This window comes from Epilithonimonas zeae (assembly GCF_023278365.1).
Classification (GTDB): domain Bacteria; phylum Bacteroidota; class Bacteroidia; order Flavobacteriales; family Weeksellaceae; genus Epilithonimonas; species Epilithonimonas zeae_A.
On sequence record NZ_CP075338.1, the window covers coordinates 1,660,208 to 1,681,858 of the forward strand.

The window sequence follows — 21,651 nt, forward strand, 5'->3', positions numbered from 1 at the left end:
TTAGTTTTGAGGCGGGAAGAAATACTTCTTTAGTCCTGATACCTTTACTCTGATTTTTTATTTTCTAAATCGTTTATTCTTTTCACTATGTCCGTAAAATTACGGAAATGCACATAGTTTCTTCTATAATCGCTGTAATTAATTGCCGGAGAACCGTAAAGTGTATCGCCATCTTTTGCCGATGAGTTCACACCACTCTGAGCCTGGATTTTCACCTGGTTTCCAATCTTGATGTGACCAACAATTCCTACCTGTCCGCCAATCTGATTCCAATCGCCAATGACCGTGGAACCAGCAATTCCCGCTTGAGCTGCAATTACATTATTTTCTCCAATCTGAACATTGTGAGCAATCTGGATTAAATTATCAATCTTAGTTCCTTTTCCAATTACCGTAGAACCAATTGTTGCGCGGTCTATACTACAATTGGAACCAATTTCTACATTATCTCCAATGATAACATTTCCTAACTGAGGAATTTTCTTAAATCCTTCTGCTGTTGGCTGGAAACCAAATCCATCACCTCCAACAACTGTATTGGAATGAATCACGCAATTATCACCTATAACACAATAATCGTATATTCTTGCGCCACTGTCAATTTTGCAATTTTTTCCTATTTCTACTCCTTTCCCAATATAAACGTGAGGGAAAATCTGGGTTCCATCACCTATTTTAGCTTTTTCTGAAACATAAGTAAAAGCACCAATGTAAACATCCTCTCCTACTTTCGCAGTTTCGTGGAAGAAAGAACCAGCTTCGATTCCTGTTTTTCTGCCTTGCATCTCCTGATAAAGATTCATCAGGATTTGAAAAGAAAGATAGGCATCTTCCACAGCGATAATCACAGGTTTGTAATCTCTGTTTTCCAAAAGATTTTCAGAAACTATCAACACTGCACAGTCTGTGGTATCTATGTAATGTGAAAAACGGCTTTGAGCAACGAAAGACAAATGTCCCTGCTGACCATTTTCTATCGGCGAAACCCCTGTAATAACTGTCTTTTCGTCGCCAATTATTTTCCCTTTTATTAATCCTGCAATTTGTTCTGCGCTAAATTCCATAGTTTGCAAAGATAAATATTTTATTAATTAAGTTTTAATTTTTTATGACGAATCAAAATCAGTTTTACTTTAATTATAAAATCTCTCGTGGAAAATAAATGATATATTTTTTGGTCGCATTCTCCATACATCCGAATAAAATCTGATTTTCAGATTCTTCCAATTTAAATTTACTTCCTGTTTTATCCATCAGATAAATAGGCTGTTTTTCTGTATCATACGGCAAAAGCGAACGAGAAATCTGTCCCACTAATTCTTCTCCATTTTCAATCTTAAAGTATTGGTTGACTTTTTCGACTTTTTGTTTCAAAAAATCTTCAGAAAATGGCTTGGATGAAATAATACTTTTAGGAAATTCTCTGTAAATAACTGTTCTGCAAAGTTTCGACAAAACAAAATCCTCATTTTCCGTCCAAACTTTGATGGCCTGGAAAACATCCATATCATCCAACATTGTGAATTTTCTGATATCTTCTTCCGTGGCCTCGTCAAATTTATTTTTAACTAAGAAGTATTTCAAATTAGAAGGCGCTTCCAAATCTACATTTTGAGAAACCAAATATTTGGCCCTATTAAGAATCTGAACCAAAATATGCTCTGCCAAAGCCGCCGTCTTATGATAATAAACCTGCCAATACATAAACATTCTGGCAGTCAGATAATTTTCTATAGAATAAATTCCTTTTGCATCAATGACCAATTTTTCATCGCTCACATTCATCATAGAAATGATTCGCTCGACATTCACGCTGCCTTCTGAAACGCCTGTGTAAAAGCTGTCTCGTTTCAAATAATCCATTCTATCCACATCCAACTGAGAAGAAATCAACTGATTGAAGAAAGAACGATGGTATTTCCCTTGGAACATTTCTATCGCCAAATCCAACTTTCCTTTAAATTCTTTGTTCAGTCGGTTCATTAGCAAAATCGAAATTTTCTCGTGGTGCCAATCATCCATCAACATATTTTCCAAAGCGTGCGAGAACGGGCCGTGTCCAATATCGTGAAGCAAAATCGCCAGCATCGCTGCTTTTTCTTCTTCTTTTGACACTTTCACTCCTTTTAATTTTAAAGTTTCCAATGCTTTGAACATTAGGTTCATTGCACCAAGTGCGTGATGAAATCTCGTATGTTTTGCGCCTGGAAATATGAGTGATAAAAGTCCGGTTTGTGAAATCCTTCTGAGTCTTTGGAAATAAGGATGTTCTATAATATCGAACAAAATCTCGTGAGGAATTTTGATAAAACCGTGAACCGGGTCGTTGATAATCTTTAGTTTATTCTGCACCTTTTAGAGTTGATGATTGATACAAAAATAAGGAAATTAAAATGGTTTTATGTAATAAATAATAGAATGGAAAATAAATATTCATTTGTATATTAGCTCAATAACTAAAGCCATAAAAGAATGAAATCAATTTTTTTCTTAGCCATAGTGCTCTTGTTTTTAATAGCTTGTGAAAAAGCTCCAAATCCGTTAAATAATTCTAAAACAGAAGAAAAAGCAAAAATGTTTGTTCCAGTTTATGGTCAAAAATATTTTAATTATGACCAAATTGATTTCTACCACATCGATTTTGATGAAAATAATATTATAGAATTAGATAATAACAAAAGCAATTCAAAGCTTGATAAATTAAAAAACGATATTATCATTGGTAATTTTCCGCAAAATTTAAATCAAATTGATTTCTTGAAATCAATGGATAAAATTGGCTATAATAAAAAAGAAATTCCAAAAAGTAAATTTCCTGAAATAGATAAAATATTTATTGAAAAGACTGTTAGTGAAAGTTCCACTTATGCCTGTATTGCTGTTTATAGAGATATTTTGATATTTAAAAATAAAGGAAAAATAATCGGAATTGCAAAAATCTGCTTTAGCTGTCACCAACACATCATCATCGGAACAAAAATTAATGATGAAAATTTTGGACAAAATGGAGATTATAAAAAACTTAAAGTTATACTAAATCAATAATTTTCAAACTAAAATCCGTAAACTCTTGGGCAAAACCTTAATGGAAATCGGCGATTTGATTTTTTTGAATTCGCCATCAATATGCCAGGTTTTTGTATTCACTTTGAATTCGATTTCTGAAACCGGAAGATAAGTGACATAATCATCATCTTTTAAACGTTTGGTAAACATTCTAAAAGCAAAAAACGGCGAATAAGTCAAAGGGAATTTCTTAACAAAAACTAAATCTACCAAACCATCACTTTTACTCGCCATCGGTGCAATATATGCGTTGTTTCCAAATTGGCGCGTGTTGGCAATATTCAGCATCAGATATTTGCCGTTGTATTGTTTGTAGTTTTCTTCTAAAAATTTGATTTTTATTGGCTTGTAATTGAAAAAAGTTTTGATAGAAACCTTGATATAATTCTTGAAACCACGGGTTGTTTTTTCAAATTCTTTTACCACTTTTCCATCAAATCCAGTTCCTGAAACATTGATTGAAAATTGATTATTCACCATAAACGTATCAATACTTCGGAATTTTTTCTGGTCTAATTTTTCTAAAAGAACCGAAATATTTTTGTTGAAATTGGTCTCATTGGAGAATCCATTTCCCGAACCTGCCGGAAAAACAGCTAGAATTTTATCTGTATTAATAAGCTTTTGTGCTACAACAGAAATTGTTCCGTCACCACCAACAGCCACAAAAATATCCACATCATTCCAATATTTTCTGATGAAATCATCTGTATCCTCCAAGGATTTAGAAACGATATAGATTGGATTTTCAACTTTTCTGGACAGGCTATCCAAAAAAGGCTGATAGTTTTTCTTTGCAGAATAAGGATTGATGATGAAAGCAAACTTCATTTTCCAAAAATAAAAATACTCTGAAGATTTCAGAGTATTTTTTTAATTTATTTGTGAGGCTTCAAGAGCTTCAGCCTGAAACTCTCGGAGGATTTTAAAATTTCTAAATTCTTTTATCGTCCGCCTTCCAGTTTTTGATATTCTGCTTGACTTTTGATGATGACCAATCATTTTGCGCAGTTTGATGCATCACTTCCATCAAATCTTCATCTTCTGCAAATCTGAGCGCAAAAATCTGAGCATCGGAAAAGTGATAAGTTGAGTTTTCCAATCTATTCCCCGTCAGAGCAAAATATCGGAATTTGAATTCATTAATAATCAATCGGTCCTGAAGTCCCAAAGCATAATGTTGACGAAGCATAAAAGACAAGACAATCATCAAAACTACAACGGCTGAAATTGCGCTCCAAATCATTACAAAAGAACTATTATGATTGATATTTTTGAAAACTTGAAATAAAGAAACTATCAGCAGAACTAATGAAACCGGATAGAAAACAAAATGATGCAAAGGATAATATTTCCTGTGATTCTTCAAATTTTGACGACTCATTTTTACTTGATATTATATTGTTTGATAAACTCCGGTTTCAATTGATCTTTAATATCTTTGAAATTTAAAGTGATGTAAACTACGCCCGCCGCATAAGCCGTAATCTCATATTGATTGTATGCAAGTGTGATTTTATTCTGGTCGAAAAAGAAATTATTATTCAGTTCAATTTTATCTACCAAGAGCATATCTTTTTGCTCAGGTTCATCGAAATGATTTTTCAGAATTTTGTCCCAATTTGCATCTGTAGGATTTTTGAAAATATCAGCTTGAGAAATCACTTTATTATTTTTCAAATCGAAGGTTTTGTAGGCTTCAAAATAATAACCGTGTGCGCCCCCGGAATAACCGCTTCCGGAATATTGCAATGTCAAAATATCATTCTGATGAGAAACAACTTTCATAGCAGAAGCTTCTTCCCAAGTCTGTTTATATTCGGGCGTATAATCCTGCGATTCATCTTTTTTCAAAGATTCTGTTTTGAACTTTTCAAGAACTTGCGTCAAAGTTTTCTTGGAGTAATCTGCAGAAGTGATATTCGCTGGTTTATAAATACTATCCAAAATAGTTTTGTTAGTAATAGCGGGAAATATCAGAACTTGTTTTTCGAAAGATAAAGTCAAAGTTTTTGCGACCTGCAAAGAATCCTGAACTTGGATAGAATCTACAACGAATTCTTTTTTAGTCTGTGTACTGTCGGATTTTGAGGTTGAAGTTCCTTGAGTTTCCTTCTTATTACAAGAGAAAAGCAGAATCCCGAAAGATAGAATTGTGATTAGGTTTTTCATAGGTTTATTTTAAATTGGTGATTTAACTATTTTAACGACTTGAAGATACAGCTTTTTCAAACATCGAATCCCAGCAGCCCGACTTATCTCCAATTCTTATTTTTATTATTTGAATCGATGAACCACTTCGTTAGGCTTGAGCGGAAATCCTTTTTTGCTTATTCTTCAAGTTGTATTTAATCTGAAATGTTCTGCAAATAAGATTGGGAGCGAAAGGCGGAAATAGCTGCCCAAAAATTATTTCAGAAATTACAGAGTTTGGTACCTAACAAAAAACCTTCCAAAATTGGAAGGTTTGATTTATAAATTTGTCTTAAGCATCAATTCTTGCGTAAACTGCATTTTTCTCTATAAATTCTCTTCTCGGTGGCACTTCATCGCCCATCAACATAGAGAAGGTAGAATCTGCTTCTACTGCATTGTCAATCGTTACTTGCTTCAAGATTCTGTTTTCAGGGTTTAGAGTTGTTTCCCAGAGCTGTTCAGGATTCATCTCTCCAAGACCTTTGTAACGCTGTACCTCTACTCCTTTTCCGTCCGGAGACATTTCCAAAGTGGTCTGCTCACGCTCTTTCTCGTTCCAAGCATACACTTTTTTGTTTCCTTTTTTCAATAAGTATAATGGCGGAGAAGCGATATAAATGTATCCGTTCTCAATCAGTTCTTTCATATATCTGAAGAAGAATGTCAAAATCAAAGTCGAAATGTGAGAACCATCGATATCAGCATCGGTCATAATTACGATTTTGTGATATCTTAGTTTAGTTAAATTCAAAGCTTTAGAATCTTCTTCTGTTCCTACAGAAACACCAAGTGCTGTGTAGATATTCTTGATTTCCTCGTTATCATAAACTTTATGAACCATAGATTTCTCCACGTTCAAAATCTTACCTCTTAAAGGCAAAATCGCTTGGAAATGACGGTCACGACCTTGTTTAGCCGTTCCACCTGCGGAATCTCCCTCCACAAGGAATAATTCTGATTCAGCTGGGTCTTTAGATGAACAATCTGATAACTTCCCTGGCAATCCAGAACCTCCCATAGGAGATTTTCTCTGAACCATCTCTCTTGCTTTCTTTGCTGCTTGTCTAGCTTTCGCAGCCAAAACAACTTTCTGAACGATGATCTTAGCTTCAGCAGGATTTTCTTCCAAGAAATTGGTCAACATTTCTCCAACGATTTTATCAACCGCTCCGGAAACCTCCGAGTTACCCAATTTTGTTTTGGTCTGACCTTCGAACTGAGGTTCCATTACTTTTACAGAAATCACGGCGGTCAAACCTTCACGGAAATCGTCTCCAGTAACTTCAACTTTTTCTTTTGCAGGAAGTCCTAATTCATCGGCATATTTCTTAAGAGTTCTTGTTAAAGCTCTTCTGAAACCTGCCAAGTGCGTTCCTCCTTCGTGAGTGTTGATATTATTAACATAAGAGTGAAGATTCTCATTGAAAGACGTATTATAACGCATCGCCACCTCAACAGGAATATCATCGCGTTCGCCTTCCATAAAGATTACATTCTCCATAATAGACTCACGGTTTCCATCGATATACTCAACGAATTCTTTCAATCCACCTTCCGAATGGAAAACTTCTGTTCTGAAAGTCCCATCTTCCAATTTTTCTCTTTCGTCCGATAAAGTAATAGTGATCCCTTTATTAAGATATGCCAACTCTCTAAGACGGTTCGCCAATGTATCGTAGTTGTAAACTAATTCAGTAAAAATAGAATCATCCGGTTGGAAAAACTGTTTTGTTCCTCTTTTATCACTATGTCCTATTTCTTCAACGCCGGTTTGCGCCTTTCCTCTGGAATAAACCTGCTGATAAACGTTTCCGTCTCTGTAAACGGTAGTGATCATCTCGTTGGAAAGTGCGTTAACACACGAAACCCCAACTCCGTGAAGACCTCCGGAAACTTTGTAAGAATCCTTATCGAACTTACCACCAGCTCCGATTTTGGTCATTACAACCTCTAATGCAGATTTCTGTTCTTTCTCGTGAAAATCGACAGGAATACCACGACCGTTGTCCATAACTTCTACGGCGTTCCCTTCTTTTATCGCGACAGTAATCGTATCACAATATCCTGCCAAGGCTTCATCGATAGAGTTATCCACTACTTCATAAACCAAATGGTGGAGACCTCTGACTCCTACATCACCAATGTACATCGAAGGACGCATACGAACGTGCTCCATTCCTTCCAATGCCTGAATACTACTTGCTGTATATTGTTTTTGACTCATATTGTAAAAGATTCAAGATATAAAACTCAAATTTTCAAATAGTTAGCTTGAGAATTTTTCTTGTTATTTTTCTGTTAATTATTTTATTAAAGCTTACAAATATCGTTAAAAAAAATGAGATATGAAAGGATTGAAATGAGTCGAAAAAGATAAGTTTTTAACAGGGATGTAAAACTGAAAACTAAAAATTCTGAAGAAAAATGAAATTATTTTTGAATAACAAATACTGCATTACTTATTTTCCAAATTTAATCATAGTTTAATACCATTACAACTTAGACAATAATTAGGTTTTAGATGACATTAATTCACAATTTAAAATTACAGCAAAGAATCTGATTTACATTAATTTACCCATTAAACAGTTGGTCAGTTAAATAAAATAATTACTTTTATAAAACTAAACAAAAATCAATTTTCATGAAAAAATCAATTTTTATTTTAGGTGCTTTTTTAGCACTAACACTAAGCTCTTGTAAAAAAGAAGAAACTAAAACGACAGAAGCTGCTGCAACTGAAAAAGCCGCCGAAAAAGCAACTGATGTAGTTGAATCTTCTGATGTTCCAAAATTCAGCGACCCTGAAATCACAAAATTTGCAGAGGAGTACAACACTTACGTTAAAGATATGATAGCAGCAAGCAAAGCTCAAGATGCAAAGAAAATCCAGGAACTCTCTGCAAAAGCACAGGAATGGGCTACTAAATCGCAAACCGCATTGGCTAAAATGACTGCCGAAGATCAAAAACTTTGGACAGACTATTACACAAAATTAGCGCAGGATATGACAAATGCCGCATCAGGCAAATAATTGCACTTCTATAAAACATAAGCGAGTCCAAAATTTGGACTCGCTTTTTTACTTGCAACTTTAGAATAATATTTTATTTATCTATACTTAAAAATTCATCCACTTTATTTGCACACTTCCGCCCTTCCGCAATAGCCCAAACGACAAGACTCTGTCCTTTTCTGGCATCACCACAGGAAAAATATTTAGTTTTATTCGTTTTGAATTCTCTATCATTTCCGATGAGATTTCCTTTCGGGTCCAGACTGATATCTAAATCTTCCACCAAACCCTTGTGCTCCACGTGCGTATAGCCTAATGCAATGAACGCCAAATCACAATCGATGACAAATTCTGAATTCGGTTTTTCTGTATAAAGATTCCATTGTCCATCGGCATCTTTTGTCCATTCCGCTTCGACAAGACGAAGACCAGTAAGATTTCCGTTTTCATCTTTTACAAATTCTTTGGAATTGACAGACCATTTTCTTTCACAGCCTTCCTCGTGAGAAGAAGTAACGTGCAAAGTCATCGGCATTGTTGGCCAAGGCATTGTTTCGTCACGTTCTATAGGCTGAATCGGTTTGTAATAGATTTGATAAATAATTTCCGCGCCTTGTCGGTTACATGTCCCTATGCAATCTGCACCTGTATCACCTCCACCAATTACAACCACTTTTTTCCCTTTGGCATCAATATTTTTTTCACTGAACTGAATTCCACTCACTTTTTTATTACTCTGAGAAAGAAAATCCATTGCAAAATGAACACCTTTCGCATCCCTATTCGGAATCATCAAATCTCGCGGAACTGTACTTCCCAAAGCCAAAACAACCGCATCAAAATTCCTATCCAAATCTTCCACAGAATAATTAACTCCAACATTGACATTAGTTCTGAATTCAATTCCTTCCTGTTTCATCCATTCTACACGGCGTTCGATAATTTTTTTATCTAATTTGAAATCCGGAATTCCGAAACGTAACAGACCACCAATTTCTGGGTCACGTTCAAAAACCACCACCGAATGTCCCATTTGATTTAATTGATAAGCCGAAGCTAAACCAGCAGGCCCAGAACCAACAACGGCAACTTTTTTTCCAGTTCGGGTTTGAGGAATAATTGGTTTTGCAAATCCGTTTTCGAAAGCGATTTCGATAATATTCTTCTCCACTTCTTCTATCGCAACCGGAAGACTGTTGATTCCCAAAACGCAAGCACCTTCACACGGCGCCGGACAAATCCGTCCTGTAAATTCAGGGAAATTGTTGGTAGAAATTAATAATTGGTAAGCCTTTTCCCATTGTTCTTTATAAACTGCCTCATTAAATTCCGGAATCATATTCCCAAGCGGGCAGCCACTTTGACAAAACGGAATACCACAATCCATACACCGTGAAGATTGTTTATGAAGATAACCCTCAGCAACCGGCGCATAAAATTCTTTATAATTACGAATCCTTTCCTCTACCGGGAATTTCTTCGGCAACTCTCTGTCGTACAATAAAAATCCATCTGTTTTTCCCATTACTTCAACTCATTTATTTTATTTTCCATCGCTATTTTGTAATCTCTTGGATAAACTTTGATGATATGTTTCAAATTATTTTCAAAGTCACTTAGAAGATAAGACGCTAATTCGCTCTTCGTCATTTCCAAATGTTCATTAATCAAATCTTTGATGATTGATTTATCTTTTTCTGTAATTTCCTCTAGGTCCGCCATATCAGGATTAAAATTTGTTTCTAAAGACCTTTCCAAATCCCAAACGTAAGCGATTCCGCCACTCATTCCCGCTCCAAAGTTTCTTCCGACTCCGCCAAGAATCAAAACTGTTCCTCCTGTCATATACTCGCAACCATGATCACCAACACCTTCTACAACCGCCGTTGCACCAGAATTACGAACCGCAAAACGCTCCCCCGCCATTCCGCACACAAAAATCTTCCCAGAAGTCGCACCATACAAAGCCACATTTCCGATGATGCTGTTCTGATGCGCTTTAATGGTCGATTCTTTACCCGGAAAAACCACTAAGTTAGCTCCAGAAAGACCTTTACCAAAATAATCATTAGCATCGCCTTCCAGAATCATCGTAATTCCTTTATTACAAAACGCGCCGAAACTTTGCCCAGCAGTTCCTTTAAAATTGAATTTCAAAGAATTATCAATCATTCCGTCTGAACCATATTTTTTGGTGACTTCGTGAGAGAGAATAGTCCCGGTAGTTCGATCGGTATTTTTGATGTTAAATCCAGCTTCAACCGATAGATTTTCATTAATAGCATTTTGCGAAGCTTCCAGCATTTTCCAAGACAAAGAATCTGAAAGCCCATGGTCTTGTTCTTCAATTTTAATAATTGGCAAATCAGTTTCGGACTTAAAGAAAATCGGACTCAAATCGATATGTTTATGTTTCCAAAATGATACATCTTTTTTTGTCGTCAAACATTGAGACTGCCCAACCATTTCATTAATTGTTTTAAAGCCTAAACTCGCCATAATTTCCCTAACTTCCATTGCCAAAAAAGTGAAATAACTTACCAAATGCTCAGGTTTTCCTTTGAATTTTTTCCTCAATTCTTCATTTTGAGTAGCAATACCAACCGGGCAAGTATTGAGATGGCATTTTCGCATCAAAATACAACCTTCCACAATCAAAGCAGAAGTTGAAATCCCCCATTCTTCCGCGCCAAGTAAAGTTGCAATAACAATATCACGACCTGTCTTCACCTGACCGTCAACCTGCAAAGTCACACGATGACGCAGTTTATTTTTGATTAATGTTTGCTGCGTTTCCGCCAATCCCAATTCCCAAGGCAAACCTGTATGTCTTGTAGAACTTAATGGCGAAGCTCCAGTTCCGCCATCGTAACCAGAAATCAGAATATGGTCAGCTTTTGCTTTTGCAACACCGGAAGCAATCGTTCCGACGCCCGCTTTTGAAACTAATTTAACGGAAATCCTAGCGTGTCTATTCGCATTTTTCAAATCGAAAATCAATTGCGCTAAATCTTCTATGGAGTAAATATCGTGATGCGGTGGTGGCGAAATCAAACCAACACCCGGTGTAGAATGTCGGGTTTTCCCAATCCATTTATCCACTTTAAAACCTGGCAATTGCCCACCTTCGCCAGGTTTTGCACCTTGCGCCATTTTAATTTGAAGTTCTTCTGCTTCCGCCAGATATCTCGCTGTAACACCAAATCTACCTGACGCTACTTGCTTGATTGCTGAACGTAGATTATTTCGATTTTCATCCAAAACATAACGTTTCTCATCTTCGCCACCTTCACCTGTATTGCTTTTTGCACCAATTCGATTCATAGCAATCGCCAATGTAGAATGCGCTTCGTAAGAAATCGAACCAAAAGACATTGCACCCGTTGCAAAACGTTTCAGAATATTTTCTATAGGCTCAACTTCATCAATAGGAATCGATTGTCTGTCATTTTTAAAATCCATCAGACCTCGCAGAAGTGAAGCTTTCTCTGAAAGTTGATTGACCGTTCTTGAATATTTCTTGAATATATCATAACGATCATTCCAAGTTGCCTGTTGCAAAAGATGGACAGATTGCGGATTGAACTGATGATATTCGTTATCTGGTTTCCATTGATAAACACCCCCTGGCTCCAAGATTTGCTGAGGTAATTTCCGAACAAACGCATTGAAATGTTTTGTCAAAGCTTCTTTTGCGATTTCATCAAACCCAATTCCATCGATTCTTGAAATCGCTCCCGTAAAACATGTATTAACAACAGCTTTATTAAGACCAATAATCTCAAAAATCTGTGCGCCATGATAAGACTGTAATGTAGAAATTCCCATCTTTGAAAATATCTTCAGAAGTCCATCTCCGACCGCTTTTCTATAATTATTTTTTAATTTATCTAATTCTATTTCGTTTCCGAATTCATTTTTATGGAACATTTCGCGGATGCTCGCCAAAGCCAAATAAGGATTGATTGCTGTAGCTCCAAAACCTAGCAAAGCCGCAAAATGATGAACTTCCCACACATCGCCAACCTCCATCACAATTCCAATTTTCCGACGAACCCCCTTTCTTATCAAATGATGATGAACCGCAGAACATGCCAAAAGAGACGGAATCGCCGCGTGACCCGAATCCAAAGAACGGTCGGAAAGCACAATAACCTCAAACCCGTCATCAACAGCATCTATCGCATAACGACAAATCCTATCAATTGCCTTTCTCAAAGTTCCTTCTTTCTCATCCGTCTTAAAATAAGTATAAATGGTTTTCGATTGAAATTTCCCCGTATCTACACTTCGCAACTTTTCCAATTGTTCATTATTCAGAATCGGGTCATCTAATTTTATAGAATGGGCGAAGTTTTTATCTTCTTCCAAAAGATTACCACTTCCACCAAGAATTGTAGTCAAAGACATCACCAACTTTTCACGAATCGGGTCAATGGGCGGATTAGTAACCTGAGCAAATAATTGTTTGAAATAAGAACTGAGATGTTGCGGTTTTTCACTCAGAACAGCCAAAGGCGCATCAAAACCCATAGAACCAATTGGTTCTTTTCCCTGCTCCGCCATTTCTTTGATAATGACATCCAAATCCTCTCTTGAATATCCAAATGCTTTTTGATATTTGAAAATATCTTCGGATTGTAATTTGTTAAAACGAATTTTTGGACTTGGCAATTCGTTGATATTAATCTTCATTTTATCCAACCAATCTCTATACGGTTGAGAAGTACAAATCTCTTTTTTAAGTTCCTCATCGCTAATGATTTCGCCTTTTTTCATATCAACCAAGAACATTTTTCCTGGTTGAAGACGACCTCTTTTTATGACTTTTTGCTGATCTACCGGCAAAGCGCCCGACTCCGAAGCCATAATAACGCGGTCATCGGAAGTAACACAATATCGTGAAGGTCGAAGTCCGTTTCTATCCAAAGTTGCGCCGATAATTTCGCCATCTGTAAAAGAAATAGAAGCAGGACCATCCCAAGGTTCCATCATACAAGCGTGAAATTCATAAAAATCCTTCTTGTAATCTTCCATTTGCTTGTGACCATCCCAAGCCTCGGGAATCAGCATCATCATTGTATGCGGAAGCGAACGACCCGAATGATAAAGCAATTCTACCATATTATCAAGGTAGGAAGAATCGGATTGTCCTGGTTTTGTGATTGGCAAAATCATATCCATTTCCTGAGCAGTAAAATTGGAACTTTCGAATGTTTTTTCTGAAGATTTCAACCAATTCAGATTCCCTCCAATCGTATTGATTTCGCCATTGTGAGCCAAAAAACGAAACGGTTGCGCCAAACTCCACGTCGGATTTGTATTGGTTGCAAAACGTGAATGCACCATTCCGAAAGCCGAACGCAATCTCGGGTCTGACAAATCCTTGAAATAGTTACGAATCTGAACCGAACGCAACTGACCTTTGTAAATCAGCTTTTTACAGGAAAAAGAAGCGACGTAAAAACCAATTGGGTCATTGCTTGTTACGCTCGTAATCTGATGTGAAATATAATTTTTGAAAACGAACAATTTTCTCTCAAAATCTTTATCAGTTTCTATATCAAAAGGGCGCTCTACAAAAAGCATTTCCATCACAGGTTCTACGCTTTTTGCCAAATCTCCTAAATCTATATTGCTAACAGGAACAGGACGATAACCCAAAATTTTGAGTCCTAACTTTTCCGCCGATTGCTCAATAATCTCTTTACATTCTTGCCTGATGAAATTATTCTGAGGAAAGAAAAGCATCCCAACACCATATTGCCCAGGCTCAGCAATATCAATTCCGTATTTTAAAGCTTCATCAAAAAGTAATTCGTGTGGTAGTTGGATTTGAATTCCCGCGCCATCACCTGTATTACTTTCGTAACCTGTAGCACCACGATGTTCCATATTTTCGAGCATCGTAATTGCATCGCTGACAATTTTGAAACTTTTGAGTCCTTTTATATTAGCCACAAAACCAACACCGCAGGAATCGAATTCTGTTTCTGGTAAATAAAGTCCTTGATTTTTGGGAATGGATTTTCGGGAAGTTTTCTTTGCTCTTTTCATCTACATCAATTTTGGATATTAACAAACTTAATGAAAAAAAAATCAAAAATGATTTTAAATTACTGAATCAGCAATTATAAAAACTACAAATAAGATTCAAAACAAATAAAACATCTTTTATTTGATAAAAATTTACATTAATTTAATATTGGATAAAAAGTTGTTAAAACTGAATTAACATATAAAATAATCAATGTATTAACAATCAGACAATTAATCAAAATGATCATTTCAATAAATCTTGAAAAAACGTAGAATTAAACCTAATTTTTGTAAAAATATGATATTGAGTTAAAATCTGATATAAAACAAAAACACCCCTGAAAAATTAGGGGTGTAATATTTTAAAATTCAATTTCAAACCAAAACAATATTATATTTTGATAAAGTTATTTATTTAAAAGGATTTTTAATTATTTAGAAATTAAAAAACGAAAAGTAAATTTAATTTTAACAATTTACCATAATTAATTAAATTTATTTAAATAATTAATAAACTAAACCTCATTATAAATGATTTTCAACAACAAATCCAGGAAAACCTTAAACCAACTTCATCAACAAAATATCATCAATTTTCTCAACTTTCACCAAATTATTTTTAGTTAAAGTTTTAGATGCTTTGTCCCATTTTTTACCAGAAAGTTGGGAGCGGATTTTTACTTCATTCAATTCCAATGCATCTTCCTGAGAATTAAGAATTTCAAGGATTACTTTTTCATCTTCACCTAATTCAACAGCTGGTGCTTTTTTCTCAGGTCTCATTTGCGGGAAGAATAGAACCTCCTGGATGCTCGGATTATTCGTTAAGAACATAATCAAACGGTCCATCCCGATTCCAAGACCAGACGTTGGCGGCATTCCGTATTCTAAAGCTCTAAGGAAGTCTTCGTCAATAAATTGGCCTGCTTCATCATCCCCTTTTTCTGACAATAATAATTGATGCTCAAAACGCTGCCTCTGGTCAATCGGGTCATTTAACTCCGAATAAGCATTCGCAATTTCTTTTCCGCAAACCATTAATTCGAAACGCTCTGTCAAACCTTCCTGGCTTCTGTGTTTTTTGGTCAAAGGTGACATCTCCACAGGATAATCTGTGATGAAAGTCGGCTGAATAAAGTTTCCTTCGCATTTTTCTCCAAAAATCTCATCAATCAATTTCCCTTTACCCATCGTTTCATCCACTTCGATTCCTATAGATTTTGCAAAATCGAATAATTCCTGCTCAGATTTTCCAGTGATGTTGAAACCTGTGTATTTCAGAATCGCTTCTGTCATAGATACTCTTGGATAAGGTGCTTTCCAGCTGATTTTATGTTCTCCGAAAGTTGATTCCGAAGAGCCATTCACTGAAGTTGCACAGAATTCCAGCAATTTTTCCGTAAAATCCATCATCCAGTTGTAATCTTTGTAAGCTACATAGATTTCCATTGCCGTGAATTCGGGATTGTGCGTTCTGTCCATTCCTTCATTTCTGAAGTTTTTTGAGAATTCATAAACGCCGTCGAATCCACCAACAATCAATCTTTTCAGATATAATTCGTTGGCAATTCTAAGATATAAAGGAATATCCAAAGCATTGTGATGGGTAATAAATGGTCTCGCAGCCGCTCCACCAGGAATGGATTGCAAGATTGGCGTTTCAACTTCAAAATATCCAGCATCATTAAAGAACGTCCTCATTGCATTGAACAATTTTGTTCTTTTAACGAAGATTTCCTTCACGTGAGGATTTACAACCAAATCCGCATAACGCTGTCTATAACGCAATTCCGCATCTGTAAAACCATCAAAAACGTTTCCTTCAGCATCTACTTTTGGAAGCGGAAGCGGACGAAGAGATTTGGTCAACAATGTGAAATTCTTCACCATTACCGTCATCTCTCCAACCTGAGTTTTGAACAATTCACCTTCAATTCCGATGATGTCACCGATATCTAAAAGATGCTTGTAAACCTCATTATATAAAGTTTTGTCTTCACCAGTACAAATCTCATCACGGTTAAAATAAACCTGAATCCTTCCTTCGGAATCCTGCAATTCTGCAAAACTTGCCTTCCCCTGGATTCTTCTGGACATCAAACGTCCGGCAATCACCACCTTTTTCCCTTCTTCGAAATCCTGTTTTATAGATTTTGTGGAATCAGTGATTTTGTATTCAGCGGCCGGGAATGCATCGATTCCCAAATCGGTCAATTTCTGTAGTTTTTCGCGACGGATAATTTCCTGTTCTGATAATGACATTTTAATTCAATTTTTTCGAACTGCAAAAATAGTGATTTTTAAATGGTTGTGGAAGTTAAATTTTGGATGAGGCACAAAAGAAAACTTATTGAATTTTTTTGAACGCAAAGTCCGCTAAGTTTTTTTGAAAATATTGAAAATATTTTTAAGGTTCACAAAGGCGTAAAACTCATCAAAGATTTTTTTAACAGAAATTTTGTCATTCCGGAGGAATCTCAACAGTCTGGATTCCTCCGGAATGACAAATCGTGAAAATTATACTAACTTTTGATTATATGTTGAATCTGCAGCCCGACTTGAGCGGACACTTCGAGAGCCTTAGTGTGACAAGCGGGAGCGGAAGGCGAATTAAACTGCCCAAACCTAACAAAGTGGTGATACTTAGTCAAATAATTATTATTTTAAAACCAATCTTTCCTCCTCTCTTTGGGAATAAGTGTCCAAGCCAAAATTCTGCTGATTTTCTGACCTTGCGCCATATCAATAATTTTGAATTCGGGTACGTTGAGATTTTTAAGAAGTGTAGTCAACTGATGCAGATTATCCTTTTTGGAAACCAAACTTGTGAACCAAAGAACGTTTGAGGAAAATTCTACACTTTCATTAATCATTTTTTTGATGAAAGCCATTTCGCCACCTTCGCACCACAATTCGGATTGTTGCCCGCTGAAATTGAGGTTTGTCTTTTGGTTATTCGATTTTCTGAGATTATTATTTTTTCGTCTATTCCCTTGTAATGCAGATTCTTCGGAATCGTGGAACGGCGGATTGCACATCGAGAAAGTGAATCTATCTTCGGGTAATAAAATATTTTTAAAAATCAAATCAGTTTCAGGTTGAAGTTTCAGTTTTATATTTTCTTTTAAATCCGTATTGCTTTCTAAAATCTTTTGAGCATTTTCGAGAGAATCTTGATTAATATCAGTTCCAATCATTTCCCAACCGTAAGAACTGTTGGCAATCAGCGGATAAACGAGATTGGCTCCCGTTCCGATATCCAGACCTTTGACCAAACTTCCAGTTGGAATTTCGCCATTTTCTTCCGCTAACAAATCCGCTAAATAATGGACGTAATCTGCACGACCAGGAATCGGTGGACAAAGATTACCTTCCGGAATATCCCATTCTTTGACTTGATAATATTTCAGAAGCAAAGCTTTATTAAGCAACCTAACCGCTTTCGGAATGCTGAAATTAATCGTGGATGTGTCGTAATCATTTTTAAAAACGTAATGCTTCAACTCTGGAACAACAGAAATTAATTCTTCAAAATCATAAGAGTTACGATGAAGATTTCTTGGGTGTAAGCTGGATTTTTCGTTCATTTATTTTTCTTTCTCTAATTTTTGAATTCCAGCTTTCACATCGGGATGGCTCATAAAAAGATTCCAGATTAACCCTGTTCTGTGATTTTCCATCATTACAGTCATTGGAGCCTGATTCAATCCCATAAAAATCGGTGAGCACCAATTGTTATTTAAGTCAAATGAATCCCGGAAACCATATTCTCCCCAAAGAAAATCGCCGTAATTAAGATAGAAATTTTTCAAAACAGCCATAGATTCTTTTGGTGTATAAGGAAAAGACGCAATCGCACCAGTTGGTGTCAATTTTCCTGTATCTTCTCTTTCCACAGGCTCATCAGGATTGTAACCATTTGGTCCATCGGAAGCCGTTAAACCCCAACCGTCTTTACCATAACCTTTTTGTTTTTTCGGATTTTCGACACAATACAGGTAATTGATTTTAGCAATATTCTGATTATTTTTGAAATAATTGGTGTATCGGTCCGTCAATCCGTGCGGGTCATATCCCATAAATGAATAATGTGCGAAAAAGAGCGGACCGCCTTTGTTGACGCCAACATCCAGTTTGATTCCGTAATAAGTATTTCCGTTTGTGTACATTGCACCTTCATCAGAATTACCCCAATCTTTTCTATAGTCTTGCGCTCGTTTTTCCTGACTTGCCCAGCCCGAATAATACATACTTGCCGGAACGGAATGTGTCGGCGAAGCAATTGCCATCAGATAAGTAACCATCGTCTCGTTCCAGCCAATCAGATTATGATTGATAACCCAGCCTTGGTCAGGCGACCAATGCCAATACAAATATTTACTGTCTGGTTTTTGGCGAAACCAATCCCATTCAATGCCTTTCCAGAATTTGTCAATTTTTTGTCTGATATTTTTCTCTTCAGCATTGTCTTTATTAAAATATTGATGGGCTGCCAACAATCCCTGAACGAAAAACGATGTTTCCACCAAATCTGCTCCGTTGTCTTTTTTTCCAAAAAAAGGTTCGGTTTTCCCTGTTTTTCCGTCAATAAAGTGAGCAACAGCGCCGTGATATTTGTCGGCTTTTTCAATAAAATTAACAATCTTGGTAAACCTTTCGACAGATTCTTTTCTTGAGATAAAACCTCTTTCAGTTCCCGCAATCAGAGCCATAATTCCGAAACCAGAAGCGCCCGTTGCAATCATATTCTGTCTTCCGTTGGTATTTTCTTTTGACAAACCACTTTCCGGTTCCGCACCATCCCAATAATAATTAAATGAGGCTTCCTGGACCATTGTCATCAACTCTTCATCCGACATATTTCTGGTTTCAGAAGAAACGATTTCTGATAATTTTGATTCATTGAAAAGCTTATCCAGGAAACTGATTTTATAAGAATATTTCTTTCCTGTTTCATTAGTAAAATCAGCAAATCTATCGATATAAGCATCCTGAATTCCGACCGGTTTGAAGTCTTTTCCATTGTCGGAGCGGTAGATTTTAACATACCTGATATTATTATCTGTGATGGGATTCCATTTCAAATCGACGTGTTTCATATAACCTTTAGCAAAAGAAATTTTTGGAATTGAAGAAATTATTTTCTTTTCTTTTGAATCGATGAAAGCAATATCATCTAACCAAATTTTATTGTTAGAATCAGAATTTTCCGGTTGAGAAAAAACAATAGCTTTGACTGATTTTGGATTATCTTTAATTGAAGTATCCAAACTAGAAATATCAATCAGAACATTTTCCCATTGATTCTTTTTCGTCAGCTTAAGTGTTACTGGTTTTGAAAAACTTCCGTCTGTTTTTTGAATTTTTACAGTTGGTAAAATATTGGAATCGTTTTTCTCAGATTTGATCCAAAAACTTAGAAAATTGGATTTGGTAAAAAAATCTTTTCCTCTCACATCTTCATATTCTATTGATGCTTCCCATTTTCCGTCTTTTGCATTTTTATAATCCAGCAAAAGAGAATTTCCAGGCGAGTGAAACTCATTTTTATCAACCAATAATTTATTATTCTGATTTTTCACAGAAGCTGAACCTGAAGATTTCACATTTCCATAAAAGAAATTATCTTTCATCAAACTGTTAGTGAAAAAAGTATAATCATATTGATACTCCTGCGCATATAACGATGCGGAAAGAAATAAAGCTGAATAGAATATAGACTTCATAGATTTTGTTTTTGAAAAGATACTCATTTTCTCCAAAAGAAGCATAAACGAAAAAAAGACAGTTCAAAACTGCCTTTCATTCATATTTCAAAAATGTTTATTTTGACGATAAAATATATTGCGCCATAAATTTCGCATTTTCTTTACTGAAGCCGTGCGCCGGCATTGGAACATCGCCCCAAACGCCAGAACTTCCTTTAAGGATTTTCTCTGCCAGCATTTCTACATTTTCCGGTGTATTGTCATATTTTGCTGCAACTTCTTTATAAGATGGACCAATCATTTTTTCATCCAATTTGTGACAACCTAAACAATCTGAGCCTTCAATTAAAGATTTCCCCTCTGCGATTGGGTCAATTACAACTTTTGGCGTTGGTTCTGGTTCAGCAGCAATTACATCCTTATTACCAGAAATCTCACTTTTGGAACAAGAAAATATTCCCACTAAGACGGCTGCTACAAATATTCTTTTCATATTGATTATTATATCACAAATTTATTAAATAAGGAATTAAGACTGATTTTAAATTAGTCCGAACAGGAATTATTATCTTTGCAGAATGGTAAAAATTGGCAACATAGAACTTCCTGACTTTCCGCTTTTGCTGGCACCAATGGAAGATGTAAGTGACCCACCTTTTAGAAAGCTTTGCAAAATGCACGGCGCAGACTTGATGTATTCTGAGTTTATTTCTTCGGAAGGCTTGATTCGTGATGCAATTAAAAGTCGTAAAAAGCTCGATATTTTCGATTACGAAAGACCTGTTGGAATCCAGATTTTTGGTGGCGATGAGGAAGCAATGGCAATGTCAGCACGGATTGTGGAGACTGTAGAACCAGATTTGGTTGATATCAATTTTGGTTGTCCTGTAAAAAAAGTGGTTTGCAAAGGAGCCGGAGCTGGTGTTTTGAAAGACATCGATTTGATGGTTCGATTAACTAAAGCCGTTGTGAGTTCTACCCATTTGCCTGTTACTGTAAAAACCAGATTGGGCTGGGATAATGATTCTATTAATATCGATGAAGTTGCCGAAAGATTGCAGGATGTTGGAATCAAAGCATTAACAATCCACGCCAGAACACGTGCTCAAATGTACAAAGGTGAAGCAGATTGGGAACATATCTCAAGAATTAAAAATAATCCAAATATCGAAATTCCTATTTTTGGAAACGGTGATGTCGATTCTCCTGAAAAAGCTTTGGAATATAAAAACAAATACAACTGCGACGGAATAATGATTGGTCGTGGTGCGATTGGTTATCCTTGGATTTTCAATGAAATCAAACATTTTTTTGAGACCGGAGAAATTCTTCCTGAGCAAACTATCGCAGAAAGATTAGAAGCTGTGAAAAACCACGCACTTTGGTCTGTGGAATGGAAAGGCGAACGTCCCGGAATTGTGGAAATGAGACAACATTACAGCAATTACTTCCGCGGAATTCCACATTTTAAAGAATTTAAGACTAAGTTTCTTCAGGCTTTAACCCTTGAACAAATTGATGAAATCATCGAAGAGACGAAGCATTTTTATCAGGAAAATGTGATTTAATCAAATATAAAAAAATACACTAACCTTTTCAGAGTTTGAAATTGGCCAAGCCAAATCT

Annotated in this window: 15 protein-coding genes; 3 read left to right on the plus strand and 12 right to left on the minus strand. The window is 36.0% G+C overall.

Features of this window, described 5'->3' with window-relative positions; genetic code table 11:
- Positions 1-44 precede the first annotated feature (44 nt).
- Together lpxD and KI430_RS07385 are read right to left on the minus strand one after the other, a co-directional pair.
- Positions 45-1,064, minus strand: coding sequence for a UDP-3-O-(3-hydroxymyristoyl)glucosamine N-acyltransferase (gene lpxD / locus KI430_RS07380; protein ID WP_248877679.1), 1,020 nt, complete (start codon positions 1,062-1,064; stop codon positions 45-47).
- Positions 1,065-1,137: 73 nt separating this feature from the next.
- Positions 1,138-2,352 carry an HD domain-containing protein gene (locus KI430_RS07385; protein WP_248877681.1) on the minus strand — a complete coding sequence of 405 codons (1,215 nt, stop codon included), beginning with the start codon at positions 2,350-2,352 and terminating at the stop codon, positions 1,138-1,140.
- Between the two features lie 120 nt (positions 2,353-2,472).
- On the opposite strand from KI430_RS07385, the gene KI430_RS07390 reads away from it, so the two are divergent.
- Positions 2,473-3,045: a hypothetical protein gene (locus tag KI430_RS07390; protein WP_248877683.1), complete on the plus strand. Its 573-nt coding sequence runs from the start codon at positions 2,473-2,475 to the stop codon at positions 3,043-3,045.
- A gap of 3 nt (positions 3,046-3,048) precedes the next feature.
- On the opposite strand, the gene KI430_RS07395 is transcribed toward KI430_RS07390, so the two are convergent.
- The 4 genes from KI430_RS07395 to gyrB form a co-directional block, all read right to left on the minus strand.
- Positions 3,049-3,897, minus strand: coding sequence for a diacylglycerol/lipid kinase family protein (locus KI430_RS07395; RefSeq protein WP_248877685.1), 849 nt, complete (start codon positions 3,895-3,897; stop codon positions 3,049-3,051).
- Positions 3,898-4,000: 103 nt separating this feature from the next.
- A complete protein-coding gene (locus KI430_RS07400; protein ID WP_248877687.1) occupies positions 4,001-4,450 on the minus strand; it encodes a DUF6526 family protein in 450 nt (149 codons plus the stop codon).
- A 2-nt stretch (positions 4,451-4,452) separates the two neighbouring features.
- Positions 4,453-5,238 carry an RsiV family protein gene (locus tag KI430_RS07405; RefSeq protein WP_248877689.1) on the minus strand — a complete coding sequence of 262 codons (786 nt, stop codon included), beginning with the start codon at positions 5,236-5,238 and terminating at the stop codon, positions 4,453-4,455.
- A gap of 313 nt (positions 5,239-5,551) precedes the next feature.
- Positions 5,552-7,486 carry a DNA topoisomerase (ATP-hydrolyzing) subunit B gene (gene gyrB / locus KI430_RS07410; protein WP_248877690.1) on the minus strand — a complete coding sequence of 645 codons (1,935 nt, stop codon included), beginning with the start codon at positions 7,484-7,486 and terminating at the stop codon, positions 5,552-5,554.
- A 420-nt stretch (positions 7,487-7,906) separates the two neighbouring features.
- Between gyrB and KI430_RS07415 the strand changes: the two genes are divergently transcribed.
- Positions 7,907-8,296, plus strand: coding sequence for a hypothetical protein (locus KI430_RS07415; protein WP_248877692.1), 390 nt, complete (start codon positions 7,907-7,909; stop codon positions 8,294-8,296).
- Positions 8,297-8,369: 73 nt separating this feature from the next.
- Here the strand turns inward: KI430_RS07415 and KI430_RS07420 are convergent, their stop codons facing one another.
- From KI430_RS07420 to KI430_RS07445, 6 genes are all read right to left on the minus strand, one after another.
- Positions 8,370-9,803: a glutamate synthase subunit beta gene (locus KI430_RS07420; RefSeq protein WP_248877694.1), complete on the minus strand. Its 1,434-nt coding sequence runs from the start codon at positions 9,801-9,803 to the stop codon at positions 8,370-8,372.
- Entirely contained in the window at positions 9,803-14,335 is a 4,533-nt protein-coding gene (gene gltB, locus KI430_RS07425; protein ID WP_248877696.1) for a glutamate synthase large subunit, read from the minus strand. The genes KI430_RS07420 and gltB overlap by 1 nt, the downstream gene beginning before the upstream one ends.
- Before the next feature lie 543 nt (positions 14,336-14,878).
- The gene (gene lysS, locus KI430_RS07430) at positions 14,879-16,579 is read right to left on the minus strand and encodes a lysine--tRNA ligase (protein ID WP_248877698.1); all 1,701 of its coding nucleotides are present in this window, start codon (positions 16,577-16,579) and stop codon (positions 14,879-14,881) included.
- Between the two features lie 401 nt (positions 16,580-16,980).
- On the minus strand, positions 16,981-17,904 hold the full coding sequence (gene rlmF / locus KI430_RS07435; RefSeq protein ID WP_248877700.1) for a 23S rRNA (adenine(1618)-N(6))-methyltransferase RlmF: 924 nt from the start codon (positions 17,902-17,904) through the stop codon (positions 16,981-16,983).
- A complete protein-coding gene (locus tag KI430_RS07440) occupies positions 17,905-20,043 on the minus strand; it encodes a glucoamylase family protein (protein ID WP_248877702.1) in 2,139 nt (712 codons plus the stop codon). It lies immediately after the preceding gene.
- Positions 20,044-20,140: 97 nt separating this feature from the next.
- Positions 20,141-20,518 carry a c-type cytochrome gene (locus KI430_RS07445; RefSeq protein ID WP_248877711.1) on the minus strand — a complete coding sequence of 126 codons (378 nt, stop codon included), beginning with the start codon at positions 20,516-20,518 and terminating at the stop codon, positions 20,141-20,143.
- Positions 20,519-20,603: 85 nt separating this feature from the next.
- Between KI430_RS07445 and dusB the strand changes: the two genes are divergently transcribed.
- Positions 20,604-21,593 carry a tRNA dihydrouridine synthase DusB gene (dusB, locus tag KI430_RS07450; protein WP_248877720.1) on the plus strand — a complete coding sequence of 330 codons (990 nt, stop codon included), beginning with the start codon at positions 20,604-20,606 and terminating at the stop codon, positions 21,591-21,593.
- The last annotated feature ends 58 nt before the right edge of the window (positions 21,594-21,651 follow it).

Excerpts from the sequence above, each read along its gene's own strand:
- lpxD (WP_248877679.1), bottom strand. The coding sequence starts at position 1,064 with ATGGAATTTAGCGCAGAACAAATTGCAGGATTAATAAAAGGGAAAATA.
- KI430_RS07390 (WP_248877683.1), top strand. The coding sequence starts at position 2,473 with ATGAAATCAATTTTTTTCTTAGCCATAGTGCTCTTGTTTTTAATAGCT.
- KI430_RS07395 (WP_248877685.1), bottom strand. The coding sequence starts at position 3,897 with ATGAAGTTTGCTTTCATCATCAATCCTTATTCTGCAAAGAAAAACTAT.
- KI430_RS07400 (WP_248877687.1), bottom strand. The coding sequence starts at position 4,450 with ATGAGTCGTCAAAATTTGAAGAATCACAGGAAATATTATCCTTTGCAT.
- KI430_RS07405 (WP_248877689.1), bottom strand. The coding sequence starts at position 5,238 with ATGAAAAACCTAATCACAATTCTATCTTTCGGGATTCTGCTTTTCTCT.
- gyrB (WP_248877690.1), bottom strand. The coding sequence starts at position 7,486 with ATGAGTCAAAAACAATATACAGCAAGTAGTATTCAGGCATTGGAAGGA.
- KI430_RS07415 (WP_248877692.1), top strand. The coding sequence starts at position 7,907 with ATGAAAAAATCAATTTTTATTTTAGGTGCTTTTTTAGCACTAACACTA.
- KI430_RS07420 (WP_248877694.1), bottom strand. The coding sequence starts at position 9,803 with ATGGGAAAAACAGATGGATTTTTATTGTACGACAGAGAGTTGCCGAAG.
- gltB (WP_248877696.1), bottom strand. The coding sequence starts at position 14,335 with ATGAAAAGAGCAAAGAAAACTTCCCGAAAATCCATTCCCAAAAATCAA.
- lysS (WP_248877698.1), bottom strand. The coding sequence starts at position 16,579 with ATGTCATTATCAGAACAGGAAATTATCCGTCGCGAAAAACTACAGAAA.
- rlmF (WP_248877700.1), bottom strand. The coding sequence starts at position 17,904 with ATGAACGAAAAATCCAGCTTACACCCAAGAAATCTTCATCGTAACTCT.
- KI430_RS07440 (WP_248877702.1), bottom strand. The coding sequence starts at position 20,043 with ATGAAGTCTATATTCTATTCAGCTTTATTTCTTTCCGCATCGTTATAT.
- KI430_RS07445 (WP_248877711.1), bottom strand. The coding sequence starts at position 20,518 with ATGAAAAGAATATTTGTAGCAGCCGTCTTAGTGGGAATATTTTCTTGT.
- dusB (WP_248877720.1), top strand. The coding sequence starts at position 20,604 with ATGGTAAAAATTGGCAACATAGAACTTCCTGACTTTCCGCTTTTGCTG.